Raw genomic sequence first — 13,795 nt, forward strand, 5'->3', positions numbered from 1 at the left:
TGCAGGCTGTGTCGTGTTTTCTGGCCCTCCTTCCCCGCGCTCGCCCCTGTTACTCGCGCTGATGTTCAGCCCGCTGGTGCTGGCGGACGATCTGTTCGTCGACAGCCAGACGCTGCCGCCGGTGCTTACGGCCACGCGCCTGAAGCAGACCCCGGCCGAAGTACCGGGGAGCATGACCGTTCTCGACAGCGAATTGATCAGCGCCAGCGGCGCCCGCGACATCAGCGAATTGCTGCGACTGGTACCGGGGATGATGGTTGGCAGCATCAACGGCAATCAGCCAGCGGTGAATTACCACGGCACCAACGCCAGCGAAGCGCGGCGCATGCAGGTGTTGATCGATGGCCGTTCGGTGTATCGCGCCGGGCTGGCGACGGTGGACTGGAGCGATATCCCGGTAGCGATGGAAGACATTGACCGGATCGAGGTGTTTCGCGGTCCGAACACCGTCAGCTACGGCGCCAATGCGTTGATGGCAGTGATCAACATCATCACTCGCCACCCGGCCGACAGCCATGGCACGCGTTTGAAGATCACTCGCGGCCAGCGTGGCATCAACGACTTTTATGCCAGTCAGGGCACCGGTTGGGATGGCGGCGATCTGCGCCTGTCGCTGTCCGGCCAGGAAGATGACGGTTTCGACAGCGACCGTAACGGCGCCGATTATCGCGACAGTCGGCGCTTGAACCGTCTGAGCTTGGCGGTCAGCCATGATCTCAATGAAGATCAAAGCCTCGACTGGCAGCTCAACGCCAAAGACGGCAGCAATCAGCGGCCTTATACCTACCGCCCGGTGTTCTCTGGGATTACCGACGCCGGGAACAATTCCGACGTGGTGGCCAAGGATTACGCCGGTTCGGTGCGCTGGAACCTCGACATCAATCCCGAACACAGCCTCTATGTGCAAGGTTCGGCGCAGCACTGGGATCGCCAGCAGGTCTGGCGCGCCTGCGATGCCGAAGTGTCGTTCAGCCCTGAACTGACGCAGCTGTGGCAGCTCAACCCGAATTACACCGAACGGCTGGCGCGCAACATCACTCAGTTCACCGGCCCCGGCGCTGCGCCCGGCACGCCGCAGGAAATGGCGCTGGCCAATCAAGTGCTCGAGCAATGGCGCAACGGCGCCAGCCAGACCTTGTGCGGCGATATCGACCAGAGCGCCCGCGAGTCGCGTTACGACCTCGAACTGCAGGACACCCTCAGCCTGGCAGACAGCCTGCGTCTGGTCAGCGGCCTGAATTACCGCTACGACCGCGCCGATTCCGAAACCTACTTCAACGGCACCCTCGACGACACCACCTGGCGCGCCTTCGGCCAACTGGAATGGCGCGCTACCGAGCACTGGCTGGTGCAGGGCGGTGCGATGTTCGAAGACACGCAACTGATCGGCAGTTCGCTGACCCCGCGCTTCGCGGTCAACTACCTGATCAACCCGCGTCACGGCCTGCGCGCGGTGTACTCGGAGGCAATCCGTTCGCCGGACATGTTCGAAAACAACGTCAACTGGAGCTATCAGGTCAGCAACCTGCGACCCTCGGCCTATGGCCAGTCGTCGGCGCGTTATTTCGTCAAGACCCGCGGCCCCGGCGATCTCGATCAGGAACACATGCGCTCGCGGGAATTGGGCTACAACGGCTACTTCGCTGAACTCGGACTGGCGGTCGACGTGAAGCTGTTCTACGACGAAATCACTGGGATGATCAGCGAGCCGCTGCGCAACAATCAGTACATCGCCAGCAATGCCAACAGCTCGCGCTTTCGCGGCACCGAAACGCAACTCGACTGGCGCCTCAATAGCGCCGACCGTTTGCGTTTGACCTACGCCTTCGTCGACGCCGAGGCGAGCAATCCGCTGGATCAGCAGTTGACCTCGCGCAACAGCGGTTCCGCCGGTTGGCTGCGCAACTGGGGGCATGGCTGGAACAGCGCCCTCTTCTATTACGGTGACAACGCGCTCAACGGCTATCGCTTCGAACGCGTCGACACGCGCATCGCCAAACGCATCGCCATTGGCAAAGCTCAGCTGCAATTGGCCGGCGTGCTGCAACAGCGCCTCGATCATCAGCCGAATACCTTCGTCGACAATAATTACGATGAACGCCGGGTAATGTATTTCAGTGCCGAGCTGGAGTTCTAGGATGCGCAACGGCCCGTCACGGAAGACGCCAACCCTTGGCCACTGGCTGGCGGGGCTCTGCCTGTTCTTGACCGCGTGGCTGCACGGGGTCGCGGTGCAAGCGGCGGATATTTTGTTGACCGGCGCCGAGGAAAGCCCCGGCGTGCAGGCTTTCGTACAAGCACTGAGTGAACTGCGCCCGACCGACAATGTGCGGTTTCAGCCGCTGGCCAGTTTGCCGGCACCGGGCAAATTACCGGCCAGTCTGCGCTTGATTCTGCTCGACCTGCCCAGCCTCGACTGGCGCCTGCAAGACTCACAAGGCCCATCGACGCTGGTGTTGCGCATCAGCCGCTTGCAGGCGCGCCAGCGTTTCGCCGATGCCCAACCGGCGCGCCTGAGTCTGCTCTGGAGCGACCCACCGCTGAGCCGGCAATTGCAACTGATCCGGCGGATCTTGCCGCAGGCCCGGCGGGTCGGTGTGCTGTTCGATGAACACGGCGAGTTCCTGCTCGACGAATTGCGCGTGGCTGCGCGGCCATTGAACCTGGAGATTGTCAGTCAGCGCTGGGACAACATTCACGACAGCCGTCCGCTGCAAGCGGTGCTGAAAAGCAGCGACGTCTTGCTCGGCCTCGATGACCCCGATCTGTACAACTCGCAAACGGCGAAAAACCTTTTGCTCAGCAGCTACTCGCGGCAGGTTGCGCTGATCGGCCCCAACATTGCATTCGTTCGCGCTGGCAGCCTCGCCAGTACCTACAGCGACCAGAGCGACTGGCTGGCGATTCTCGATCATTTACTCGATCAGCCCACCAGCGCATGGCCGCGAACGCTTTACCCCGCTCGTTTCAAAGTCTCAAGTAATGCGCAGGTGGCTCGTTCCTTAGGCATCGAACCGCTGAATGAAGCATCTGTCGCCAGTGCCTTGGCCGAAGGAGAGCGCCGCCCATGAATTTCCGCCGCCGTTGGGACATCAACACCCGCACGCAGCTGATCAGCCTCGGCCCGGCGCTGCTGCTGACGTTGCTGTTGATCAGTTTCTTTACCTTCGTGCGCATTCAGGATTTGCGTCAGGAGCTGAACCACACTGGCCAGTTGATTGCCAACCAACTGGCGCCTGCCACGGAATACGGAGTGATCTCCGGCAACAACGAAGTGCTGGAAAGCCTGCTCAAGGCGACACTCGCCACGCCCAACGTGCGCTTTCTCGAAGTGCAGGACAGCGCCAACCGGATTCTGGTGTATGTCGAACAACCGGCCGACAGCCACAGTCGCCCGCATCAGGTCGAAGTGTTCCAGGCCCCGGTGCGTCTGCAACGGATCGCCTTGCACAACGATTTTTTCCAGGACGGCAAGGTCAGCAACAGCGCCGCCGGCGAGGATTATCTCGGGCGAGTGATCGTCGGGCTGTCCAATGACGCTTTCAGTCAGCGCCAGCAGGAGATCCTGTTCAAGGCCGGGATTCTCGCGCTGTTCGCCCTGCTCTTCACCTTCGTCGTCGCCCGTCGTTTGGCCGGCAGTCTGTCGCAGCCGATCCGTGACATTGGCGATGCGGTCAAGGCGATTCAGGAAGGCGATTACAAAACCCCGCTGCCGATTGTAGATGACACTGAATTGGGTGCGCTGTCGCAGCACATCAATAACCTCGCCCAAGCGCTGGAGCAGGCCAGTCGCGAACAGCAGCAAGCGATGGCGCAACTGATCCAGACCCGCGAGGAGGCGGAAAAGGCCAACAACGCCAAATCGGATTTTCTGGCGATGATGAGCCATGAACTGCGCACGCCCATGAACGGCGTGCTGGGCATGTTGCAGTTGCTTGAAACCACCGAGATGACCGAGGAGCAGGTCGAATACGCCGCGCTTGCTTCGGAGTCGACCGAGCACTTGCTCAAGGTCATCAATGACATTCTCGACTTCTCGCGAATCGAGCGTTCGGAGCTGGAGCTGGAGCACATCCCGTTCAATCTCGCCGAGCTGATCGGCGCCTGCGCGCAATCGTTCCAGCACAGCGCGGTGCAGCGTGGCCTGGCACTGAATCTGCGCATTCCCGACGACATGCGCGGCTTGCAGGTGCAGGGCGATCCGACGCGGATCCGGCAGATTCTGGTCAACCTGGTTGGCAATGCCTTGAAGTTCACCGAGCAGGGCCGGGTCAGCATAGAGGCGCAATGGCAATCGCTGGATCATGAACTGCTGTGGTTCACCTGCTCGGTGCGTGACAGCGGCATCGGCATTTCTTCGGAAAGTCTGGAGCTGATGTTCAATGCCTTCCAGCAGGCCGACAGTTCGATCTCCCGTCGTTACGGTGGCACCGGTCTTGGTCTGCCGATCGCACGGACCCTGGCCGAACGCATGGGCGGTACGTTGCGCGCGCAGAGTGAGGAAGGACGCGGTTCGGTATTCACTCTGGAAATTCCATTGGCGCTATATAAGCAGGCAATGCCAGCGCTGGCCGCGCCGCGAGCGCCGAACGGCAGTGGTCAGGGCGAAGGACGCCATGTGTTGCTGGTCGAAGACAACCCGGTCAACCAGACCGTGATCGAAGCGATGCTGCGCAGTCTGGGTTTTGCCGTCAGTGTGGCGACCGATGGCGCGCAGGCGGTGCGCAGTGCCGAGGGCAGCGAGTTCGAAGTGATTTTGATGGACTGCCGGCTGCCGATCATCGACGGCTACGAGGCCACACGGCAGATCCGCGACCTGCCCGGACGCCGCGATGTGCCGATCATCGCGCTGACCGCCAACGCCTTGCAGGGCGATCGCGAAACCTGTCTGGCAGCGGGGATGAACGATTACCTGGCCAAGCCGTTCAAACGCAATGACCTGCAGCAGATTTTGCAGCGCTGGGTGTCGTAGTGTGGGCCTTTCGACCATCTGCGACTGGCGTGAAAAGCGAAAGTGCGGCAGTCTTAGGCACCCGAACGAGCCCCAAAAGGGGCTTGATTAAAAATTTCAGTGCACAAGTGTACATTCATGTCCTTGGTGCTGTGACTTTCACCACAACGCAATAGTCTATGAGTAGGCTGCCGGTTCGAGGCATGAATGCCTTGAACGGTCGGGAAGATCTGCCCCACCTGCCGCATGGGATTATTGAGGAGCTCGCATGACCAAACAAAACGCCTTTACTCGGGAAGACCTGCTGCGCTGCAGTCGCGGTGAGCTGTTCGGCCCAGGTAACGCGCAACTGCCCGCCCCGAACATGCTGATGGTGGATCGCATCACCCATATCAGCGAAGAAGGCGGCAAGTACGGCAAAGGTGAATTGGTCGCCGAGCTGGATATCAACCCTGACCTGTGGTTCTTCGCCTGCCATTTCGAAGGCGATCCGGTAATGCCGGGCTGCCTGGGTCTGGATGCCATGTGGCAACTGGTCGGCTTTTTCCTGGGCTGGCAAGGCCTGCCGGGCCGCGGCCGTGCGCTGGGTTCGGGCGAGGTGAAATTCTTCGGTCAGGTGCTGCCGACCGCCAAGAAAGTCACTTACAACATTCATATCAAACGCGTCCTCAAGGGCAAGCTGAACATGGCCATCGCCGATGGTTCGGTCAGTGTCGACGGACGCGAAATCTACACCGCCGAAGGCCTGCGCGTCGGCGTGTTCACCTCCACTGACAACTTCTAAGGGTTATTCGCATGCGCCGCGTCGTTATCACTGGTCTGGGCATCGTTTCGTGCCTGGGCAATGACAAAGAGACCGTCTCCGCTAACCTGCGTGCAAGCCGCCCTGGCATCCGGTTCAACCCGGAATATGCTGAAATGGGTCTGCGTAGCCAGGTTTCCGGCTCCATCGACCTCAACCTTGAAGAGCTGATCGATCGCAAGATCTATCGCTTCGTCGGTCATGCAGCGGCTTACGCCTATCTGGCCATGAAAGACGCCATCACTGACTCCGGCCTGACCGAAGAGCAGGTGTCCAACCCGCGCACCGGCCTGATCGCTGGTTCCGGTGGTGCTTCCACGCTGAACCAGATGGAAGCGCTGGACATCCTCCGCGAGAAAGGCGTGAAGCGCGTTGGCCCATACCGTGTAACGCGGACCATGAGCAGCACCGTTTCCGCTTGCCTGGCCACGCCATTCAAGATCAAGGGCCTGAACTACTCCATCGCTTCTGCCTGCGCCACCAGTGCTCACTGCATCGGTACCGCCATGGAACAGATCCAGATGGGCAAGCAGGACATCGTCTTCGCCGGTGGCGGTGAAGAAGAGCACTGGAGCCAGTCGTTCCTGTTCGACGCGATGGGCGCCCTGTCCAGCAAGCGCAACGACACCCCGGAACAAGCTTCCCGCGCCTACGACAAGGACCGCGACGGTTTCGTCATCGCTGGCGGCGGCGGCATGGTTGTCGTCGAAGAGCTGGAACACGCTCTGGCCCGTGGCGCGAAGATCTACGCCGAGATCGTTGGCTACGGCGCAACGTCCGACGGCTACGACATGGTTGCCCCAAGCGGCGAAGGCGCGATCCGCTGCATGCAGCAGGCGCTGTCCACCGTCGACACCCCGATCGACTACCTGAACACCCACGGCACTTCGACTCCGGTCGGCGACGTTGCGGAAATGAAAGGTGTGCGTGAAGTGTTCGGCGACAAGGCTCCAGCGATCAGCTCGACCAAGAGCCTGTCCGGTCACTCCCTGGGCGCCGCCGGCGTGCACGAAGCGATCTACTGCATGCTGATGATGGAAGGCAACTTCATCGCCGGCTCCGCCAACATCGACGAGCTCGACCCGGAAGTGGCCGATCTGCCGGTGCTGACCAAGACCCGCGAGAACGCCACCATCAACACCGTGATGAGCAACAGCTTCGGCTTCGGCGGCACCAACGCCACGCTGGTACTGAAGCGCTGGGAAGGCAAGTAATTCCCCGCTGCTGAGCCACACCTGAAAACGCCCCGACTGGTTCGGGGCGTTTTTTTTGCCTGAAAATTAGCTAGGACACCGCTGATCTCTGTGGGAGCTGGCTTGCCAGCGATAGCGGAGTGTCAGGCAACGGAGATGTTTGCTGTGCCGACGTCATCGCTGGCAAGCCAGCTCCCACAGGGTTTCAGGGTGTTCTGGAGATGAAACTTCTGTCATGAAACTTACTACCCTGCGACCGAATGTCGCGGTTTACGCGGCCTGCAGCTTTGTTGCGAAATTCGCAACAACACCTTGCGCCAATTGGCAGTTTACTTAGCTGACTAACAAATCCTATAACAGAGTCCTGCACACGCCTTGGTGCAGTAACTTGAGATCTGGAGCTAGCAGATGACTGTAAAAGTAACTGAACGCGACGATTCACACATGTCCCACGAAGGCCTGGCCGCCGGCATCCGTATCTGGGATGTGCATCAACAAGACTTGCTGGTCGGTATGTTTCACAACGAGATCGATGCCCACAACTACAAGGCTGAACTGGAAGTGCAGGAACAGCAAAGAGAACTGAAGTCCGCCTGAAACAACACAGCATTTGAAAACGACAAACCCCGCCATGAGCGGGGTTCGTCGTTGTTACAGCCGTGGATTTACCACATCAGATCGTCAGGGATCTGGTACGCCGCGTACGGATCGTCCTCAGCGTTGACCTCTTCAGTCTGCACGTTGAGCTGGACGATGCGCTGCGGGTCGCGCTCCTGGATCTTCAGCGCAGCTTCACGGGGGATCACTTCGTAGCCGCCGTTGTGGTGCACGATCGCCAGCGAACCGCTGCTGAGCTTGTTGCGCATCAGCGTGTTGACCGATATGCGCTTGACCTTCTTGTCGTCGACGAAGTTGTAGTAGTCCTCGGTGGTCAGCTTGGGCAGACGCGAGACTTCGATCAACTGCTTGACCTGCGCAGCGCGGGCCTTGGCCTCGGCCTTCTCCTGCTGCTGACGGTTCAGTTCCTGGTCGCGCTTGACCTTCTCGGCCATGGCTTCCTGGGCGGCGCGCTGCTGCGAATCGTCCAGCTCGGCCTGGCCTTTGTGGGCCAGGCGCTGTTGCTTCTGCTTGTCTTTGCTGACCTGCTTGGCCTGCTTTTGGTTGACCAGGCCTGCTTTGAGCAACTGGTCGCGAAGGGAAAGGCTCATCAATGCTTACTCACTTGGGCAACGGCTCAGCCGCAGCTGGGCTCATTCTTTTCCTGGCGTTTGGCTTCGCCCCACAGGGCGTCCAACTCTTCGAGGGTGCAATCTTCCATGGGACGGTGGGTGTCGCGCAATGCCTGTTCGATAAAACGGAAACGTCTTTCAAACTTGCCGTTGGCGCCGCGCAAGGCGGTTTCCGGATCGACCTTCAGATGCCGGGCCAGATTGACCACGGAAAACAGCAGATCGCCGATCTCGTCGGCCACCGCCACCGGATCGTTTTCGGACATGGCTTCGAGCACTTCATCGAGCTCTTCGCGAACCTTGTCGAGCACCGGCAAAGCGTCCGGCCAGTCGAAACCGACCTGCCCGGCGCGTTTTTGCAACTTGGCTGAGCGCGACAGTGCCGGCAAGGTGGCCGGCACGTCGTCGAGCAAGGACAACTGCTCGGGCGCCGAGGCTTTCTCGGCACGCTCTTCGGCCTTGATCTCTTCCCAGCGCTGCTTGACCTGTTCTTCGCTCAAGCGCGGCACGTCGAGCGGCGCGTACAGATCGCCCGTCGGGAACACATGCGGATGACGACGGATCAGTTTACGCGTGATGCTGTCGATCACCCCGGCGAATTCGAACCGCCCTTCTTCCTTGGCCAACTGGCTGTAATACACCACCTGAAACAACAGATCGCCCAACTCGCCCTGCAAGTGATCGAGATCGCCACGCTCGATGGCATCGGCCACTTCATAGGCTTCTTCGAGGGTGTGCGGGACGATGGTCGCGTAGGTTTGCTTGATGTCCCACGGACAACCGAACTGCGGATCGCGCAGACGGCTCATCAAGTGGAGCAGGTCTTCGAGGCTGTACATCATTTTTCTGTCTCACCACAAAACCATTGTGGGAGCGAGCCTGCTCGCGAAAGCGCTGTGTCTGCAACAAAGATGTCGACTGACACGCCCTCTTCGCGAGCAGGCTCGCTCCCACAGGGAACAATCAATTGCATCACGGGGTACGGTTACGCCGCGTTTCGATGATGTTCGGCAATTGCGAAATCCGCCCCAGCAGCCGCCCCAGCGCATCCAGACCGGGGATCTCGATGGTCAGCGACATCAGCGCGGTGTTGTCTTCCTTGTTCGAGCGGGTGTTGACCGCCAGCACGTTGATGCGCTCGTTGAGCAGCACCTGCGAGACGTCACGCAGCAGCCCGGAACGGTCGTAGGCGCGGATGATGATGTCCACCGGATAGGTGAGCACCGGCACCGGCCCCCAGCTGACCTGGATGATCCGCTCCGGCTCGCGCCCGCCCAGCTGCAGCACCGAGGCGCAGTCCTGGCGGTGAATGCTCACACCACGGCCCTGGGTGATGTAACCGACAATCGCATCGCCCGGCAGTGGCTGGCAGCAACCGGCCATTTGCGTCATCAGGTTGCCGACGCCCTGGATCTGGATATCGCCGCGCTTGCCCGGCTTGTAACCGGTCGCCTTGCGCGGGATCAGTTCCAACTGTTCGTTGCCGCGCTCCGGTTCGACCAGTTGCTGCGCGAGGTTGACCAGATGCGCCTGACGCAGGTCACCGGCACCGAGGGCGGCGAACATGTCTTCGGCGGTTTTCATGTTGGCCTTTTCGGCCAGCTTGTCGAAATCCACCGCCGGCAGGCCGAGGCGATTGAGTTCGCGCTCGATCAGGGTTTTACCGGCCGCAACGTTCTGATCGCGAGCCTGCAATTTGAACCAGTGAACGATCTTCGCCCGCGCGCGCGAGGTGGTGACGTAACCGAGGTTCGGGTTCAGCCAGTCGCGGCTTGGCGTGCCGTGCTTGCTGGTGATGATCTCGACCTGCTCGCCGGTCTGCAGGCTGTAGTTCAGCGGCACGATACGGCCGTTGATCTTCGCGCCCCGGCAGTTGTGGCCGATTTCGGTGTGCACGCGATAGGCGAAATCCAGCGGCGTTGCGCCTTTCGGCAAGTCGATGGCGTGCCCGTCTGGAGTGAAGATGTACACCCGATCGGGCTCGATATCGACGCGCAGCTGCTCGGCCAGACCGCCGATGTCACCCAATTCTTCGTGCCATTCGAGCACCTGACGCAGCCAGGAGATTTTCTCTTCGTAATGGTTCGAGCCGGATTTGACGTCGGTGCCCTTGTAGCGCCAGTGCGCGCAGACGCCAAGTTCGGCTTCTTCGTGCATGGAGTGGGTGCGGATCTGCACCTCGAGGACCTTGCCTTCCGGGCCGATCACCGCCGTGTGGAGCGAGCGGTAGCCGTTCTCTTTCGGGTTGGCGATGTAGTCGTCGAATTCTTTCGGGATGTGCCGCCACAGGGTGTGGACGATACCGAGCGCGGTGTAGCAGTCGCGCATTTCCGGCACCAGCACGCGCACGGCGCGAACGTCGTAGATCTGGCTGAATTCCAGACCCTTGCGCTGCATTTTGCGCCAGATCGAGTAGATGTGTTTCGCCCGGCCGCTGATGTCGGCATCGACACCAGTGGCCTGCAGTTCGTCCTTGAGCTGGGTCATCACATCGCTGATGAAGCGCTCGCGGTCCAGCCGCCGCTCGTGGAGCAACTTGGCGATCTGTTTGTATTGATCGGGTTCCAGATAACGGAAGGACAAGTCCTCCAGTTCCCATTTGATGTGACCGATGCCGAGGCGATGCGCCAGTGGCGCATAGATGTCGAAGACTTCGCGAGCGACGCGGTTGCGCTTTTCATCGTCGGCGGTTTTCACCGCACGGATGGCGCAGGTGCGTTCGGCCAGTTTGATCAGCGCAACGCGCACGTCATCGACCATCGCCACGAGCATCTTGCGCAGGTTTTCGACCTGCCCTTGGGTGCCCATGACCATCGATTGCCGTGGGCTGAGACTGGCGCTGATGGCCGCCATGCGCTGCACGCCGTCGATCAGCTTGGCCACCACCGGACCGAAGCGCTGGCCGATGGCCGCCAGCTCGATCTGGCCTTCGCGCACGCCGCGATACAAAACGGCTGCGACCAGCGAATCCTGGTCGAGCTTGAGGTCGGCGAGGATCTCGGCGATCTCAAGGCCAGTGCTGAAACTGCCGGAGCCTTCGGCCCACAGATTCTTCTTCGCATTGGACTGCTGTTCGGCCTCGCGAGCGAACTCGCAGGCTTCTTTCAAGGCCTCGCGATCCAGTGCCAGATCGACACTGACCGCGTGATCGAGCCAGGCCTCGAGATTGATACTGCCGTCGGTGTTGATCGGCTGGTGTGCTCTCACCTGTACCATGCTGCTTTACCTTCCCTACGACGCAGATTCAATGCGTCAAATCGCTGATCCTCAGTGTCCGTTCGCGCTCGCGGGGCTCAGGCGAGCGCTGCGCGGACAGATCAGACGGATTCAGACGAGCCGTCCTGGCTCGCTTCAAATAACGCCATGGCCTCGACATGTGCCGTCTGAGGAAACATATCGAGAATCCCGGCACGTTTTAACCGGTAGCCCTGCTTGATCAATTCCTGCGTGTCGCGCGCCAGCGTGGCCGGATTGCACGACACATATACCAACCGTTTGGCACCCAGGGTCGCGAGCTTGCGCACCACCTCGAAAGCACCGTCACGCGGTGGGTCCAAGAGTACCGCAGAAAAGCCATTTCCGATCCATTGGGCATCGCTCAAAGGCTGGGATAAATCGGCTTGAAAAAACTTTGTGTTATGCAAATTGTTACTGATGGCATTCGCAGCGGCACGCTCGACCATGGTCTGCACACCCTCCACCGCCACCACTTCACGGACGCTTTTGGCCAGCGGTAGCGCAAAATTTCCCAGACCGCAAAACAGGTCGAGCACGCGTTCTTCAGCCGTCGGTTTAAGCCAGTCCAGCGCCTGAGCGATCATCGCTTCGTTGACCCCGGCGTTGACCTGAACGAAGTCGCCCGGCCGATAAGCCAGCTCGAGATCCCACTGTTCCAGGCGATAGCCGAGGCTCTGACCGGCTTCGACCGGTTGCGGTTCACCTTCGCCATGCAGCCACAACTGCGCTTCATGGAACTGGCAGAAATCCTTGAGAATGGTCAGATCCGCTTCGGACAACGGCGCCATGTGCCGCAGCAATAGCGCCAGAGATGAGCCGCTGAACAACTCGACATGGCCCAGCGCCTGCGGTTTGCTCAAGCGCCGCAGCATCTCTGGCAAGCGGGTCATGATCGGTTGCAAGGGCTGTACCAGCACCGGGCATTCGCTGATCGCGACGATGTCCTGACTGCCGGCAGCGCGGAAACCCACTTCGAGTTTTTTTGCCTTCATGTCCCAGCGCACGGCGATGCGCGCGCGCCGACGGTAGCCGAATTCCGGGCCGCTCAGCGGCGCCGCCCACTCTTCAGGTTCGACACCGGCCACCCGCGACAATTGCTCGGCGAGCATGCGCTGTTTCAGGGCGAGCTGTTCGTCGTGGGGCAAGTGCTGAACGCTGCAACCGCCACAGCGGCCGAAGTGTGGGCATGCTGCCGGGCGCCGCACTTCGCTGGCCGTGAACACGCGCTCGGTACGCGCCTCGACCACTTTGCCGTGGGCGCCGAGCACCCGTGCTTCGACCTCTTCACCGGCAAGGGCGCCGAGGACGAACCAGGTTTTGCCTTCGAAAAACGCGATGCCGCGACCGTCATTGGCCAGGCGCTCGATACTCAAGCGCTGCTTTTTACCGGTCGGGATCTGTGGCGCCTTGCTGCCGCCGGTGGGCTGGAAGCGCAGGCCTCGTTCGTGCTTGGCCATCAGTTCGGCGCGTCGAAAATGCCGGTCGACAGATAACGGTCGCCACGGTCGCAGATGATCGCAACGATCACCGCGTTTTCAACTTCTCTGGACAGGCGCAGCATCGCTGCCACCGCACCGCCCGAGGACACGCCGCAGAAGATGCCTTCTTCGCGGGCCAGGCGCCGGGTCACGTCTTCGGCTTCGCTTTGCGCCATATCGACGATGCGATCGACGCGGTCAGCCTGGTAAATCTTCGGCAGGTATTCCTGCGGCCAGCGGCGGATGCCGGGAATGGCCGAGCCTTCCATCGGTTGCAGGCCGACGATCTGTACGCTGTCGCTCTGTTCTTTGAGGTAGCGCGACACGCCCATGATGGTCCCGGTGGTGCCCATCGAACTGACGAAATGGGTGATGCTGCCCTGGGTCTGACGCCAGATTTCCGGACCGGTGGTGGTGTAGTGCGCTTCCGGGTTGTCGCCATTGGCGAACTGGTCGAGCACCTTGCCACGGCCTTCGGCTTCCATACGCTGGGCCAGATCGCGGGCGCCTTCCATACCCTCTTCCTGAGTCACCAGGATAAGCTCGGCACCGTAAGCGGTCATCGCCGCTTTGCGCTCGGCGCTGGAGTTGTCCGGCATGATCAGGATCATCTTGTAACCCTTGATCGCAGCGGCCATCGCCAGCGCGATGCCGGTGTTGCCGGAGGTCGCCTCGATCAGCGTATCGCCGGGATTGATCTGCCCGCGCAACTCGGCGCGAGTGATCATCGACAACGCCGGGCGGTCCTTGACCGAACCCGCCGGGTTGTTCCCTTCGAGCTTGAGCAAAAGGGTGTTGCTGGTGGCGCCGGGCAGGCGCTGCAAACGCACCAGCGGCGTGTTGCCGACGCAATCGGCGATGGTTGGGTACTGCAGGGTCATGGCGTATTCGCAATCCAGACGTGC

The 13,795-nt window shown here is 60.8% G+C and carries 11 protein-coding genes; 6 read left to right on the plus strand and 5 right to left on the minus strand.

Annotated elements, in window-relative coordinates:
- The first annotated feature begins 61 nt into the window (after nucleotides 1-61).
- The 6 genes from J2Y39_RS11925 (at nucleotide 62) to J2Y39_RS11950 (ending at nucleotide 7,543) form a co-directional block, all read left to right on the plus strand.
- Nucleotides 62-2,137, plus strand: a complete 2,076-nt coding sequence (locus J2Y39_RS11925) for a TonB-dependent siderophore receptor (RefSeq protein WP_052392192.1) — start codon at nucleotides 62-64, stop codon at nucleotides 2,135-2,137.
- A 1-nt stretch (nucleotide 2,138) separates the two neighbouring features.
- Nucleotides 2,139-3,071, plus strand: coding sequence for a hypothetical protein (locus J2Y39_RS11930; protein WP_056788143.1), 933 nt, complete (start codon nucleotides 2,139-2,141; stop codon nucleotides 3,069-3,071).
- Nucleotides 3,068-4,972, plus strand: coding sequence for an ATP-binding protein (locus J2Y39_RS11935; RefSeq protein ID WP_056788141.1), 1,905 nt, complete (start codon nucleotides 3,068-3,070; stop codon nucleotides 4,970-4,972). Before J2Y39_RS11930 ends, J2Y39_RS11935 begins: the two co-directional genes overlap by 4 nt.
- A gap of 247 nt (nucleotides 4,973-5,219) precedes the next feature.
- Nucleotides 5,220-5,735: a 3-hydroxyacyl-[acyl-carrier-protein] dehydratase FabA gene (gene fabA / locus J2Y39_RS11940; RefSeq protein ID WP_024013962.1), complete on the plus strand. Its 516-nt coding sequence runs from the start codon at nucleotides 5,220-5,222 to the stop codon at nucleotides 5,733-5,735.
- 11 nt (nucleotides 5,736-5,746) lie between these two features.
- Entirely contained in the window at nucleotides 5,747-6,967 is a 1,221-nt protein-coding gene (gene fabB, locus J2Y39_RS11945) for a beta-ketoacyl-ACP synthase I (RefSeq protein ID WP_016773647.1), read from the plus strand.
- Between the two features lie 387 nt (nucleotides 6,968-7,354).
- The gene (locus J2Y39_RS11950) at nucleotides 7,355-7,543 is read left to right on the plus strand and encodes a hypothetical protein (protein ID WP_016773646.1); all 189 of its coding nucleotides are present in this window, start codon (nucleotides 7,355-7,357) and stop codon (nucleotides 7,541-7,543) included.
- 68 nt (nucleotides 7,544-7,611) lie between these two features.
- Here the strand turns inward: J2Y39_RS11950 and J2Y39_RS11955 are convergent, their stop codons facing one another.
- The 5 genes from J2Y39_RS11955 to cysM form a co-directional block, all read right to left on the minus strand.
- Entirely contained in the window at nucleotides 7,612-8,154 is a 543-nt protein-coding gene (locus J2Y39_RS11955; RefSeq protein WP_016773645.1) for a DUF2058 domain-containing protein, read from the minus strand.
- Nucleotides 8,155-8,180: 26 nt separating this feature from the next.
- Nucleotides 8,181-9,014: a nucleoside triphosphate pyrophosphohydrolase gene (gene mazG, locus J2Y39_RS11960; protein WP_024013963.1), complete on the minus strand. Its 834-nt coding sequence runs from the start codon at nucleotides 9,012-9,014 to the stop codon at nucleotides 8,181-8,183.
- Nucleotides 9,015-9,147: 133 nt separating this feature from the next.
- On the minus strand, nucleotides 9,148-11,391 hold the full coding sequence (gene relA, locus J2Y39_RS11965; protein WP_041479585.1) for a GTP diphosphokinase: 2,244 nt from the start codon (nucleotides 11,389-11,391) through the stop codon (nucleotides 9,148-9,150).
- A 101-nt stretch (nucleotides 11,392-11,492) separates the two neighbouring features.
- A complete protein-coding gene (gene rlmD / locus J2Y39_RS11970; protein WP_310217766.1) occupies nucleotides 11,493-12,869 on the minus strand; it encodes a 23S rRNA (uracil(1939)-C(5))-methyltransferase RlmD in 1,377 nt (458 codons plus the stop codon).
- Nucleotides 12,869-13,771 (minus strand): cysteine synthase CysM, encoded by a 903-nt coding sequence (gene cysM, locus J2Y39_RS11975; RefSeq protein ID WP_041479583.1) that lies wholly within the window; start codon nucleotides 13,769-13,771, stop codon nucleotides 12,869-12,871. Before cysM ends, rlmD begins: the two co-directional genes overlap by 1 nt.
- Between the last annotated feature and the right edge of the window lie 24 nt (nucleotides 13,772-13,795).

The sequence above is a fragment of the Pseudomonas sp. 2957 genome (assembly GCF_031456345.1).
GTDB lineage: Bacteria > Pseudomonadota > Gammaproteobacteria > Pseudomonadales > Pseudomonadaceae > Aquipseudomonas > Aquipseudomonas siliginis.

Excerpts from the sequence above, each read along its gene's own strand:
- rlmD (WP_310217766.1), bottom strand. The coding sequence starts at position 12,869 with ATGGCCAAGCACGAACGAGGCCTGCGCTTCCAGCCCACCGGCGGCAGC.
- J2Y39_RS11925 (WP_052392192.1), top strand. The coding sequence starts at position 62 with ATGTTCAGCCCGCTGGTGCTGGCGGACGATCTGTTCGTCGACAGCCAG.
- J2Y39_RS11955 (WP_016773645.1), bottom strand. The coding sequence starts at position 8,154 with ATGAGCCTTTCCCTTCGCGACCAGTTGCTCAAAGCAGGCCTGGTCAAC.
- fabB (WP_016773647.1), top strand. The coding sequence starts at position 5,747 with ATGCGCCGCGTCGTTATCACTGGTCTGGGCATCGTTTCGTGCCTGGGC.
- mazG (WP_024013963.1), bottom strand. The coding sequence starts at position 9,014 with ATGTACAGCCTCGAAGACCTGCTCCACTTGATGAGCCGTCTGCGCGAT.
- relA (WP_041479585.1), bottom strand. The coding sequence starts at position 11,391 with ATGGTACAGGTGAGAGCACACCAGCCGATCAACACCGACGGCAGTATC.
- J2Y39_RS11930 (WP_056788143.1), top strand. The coding sequence starts at position 2,139 with ATGCGCAACGGCCCGTCACGGAAGACGCCAACCCTTGGCCACTGGCTG.
- cysM (WP_041479583.1), bottom strand. The coding sequence starts at position 13,771 with ATGACCCTGCAGTACCCAACCATCGCCGATTGCGTCGGCAACACGCCG.
- J2Y39_RS11950 (WP_016773646.1), top strand. The coding sequence starts at position 7,355 with ATGACTGTAAAAGTAACTGAACGCGACGATTCACACATGTCCCACGAA.
- J2Y39_RS11935 (WP_056788141.1), top strand. The coding sequence starts at position 3,068 with ATGAATTTCCGCCGCCGTTGGGACATCAACACCCGCACGCAGCTGATC.
- fabA (WP_024013962.1), top strand. The coding sequence starts at position 5,220 with ATGACCAAACAAAACGCCTTTACTCGGGAAGACCTGCTGCGCTGCAGT.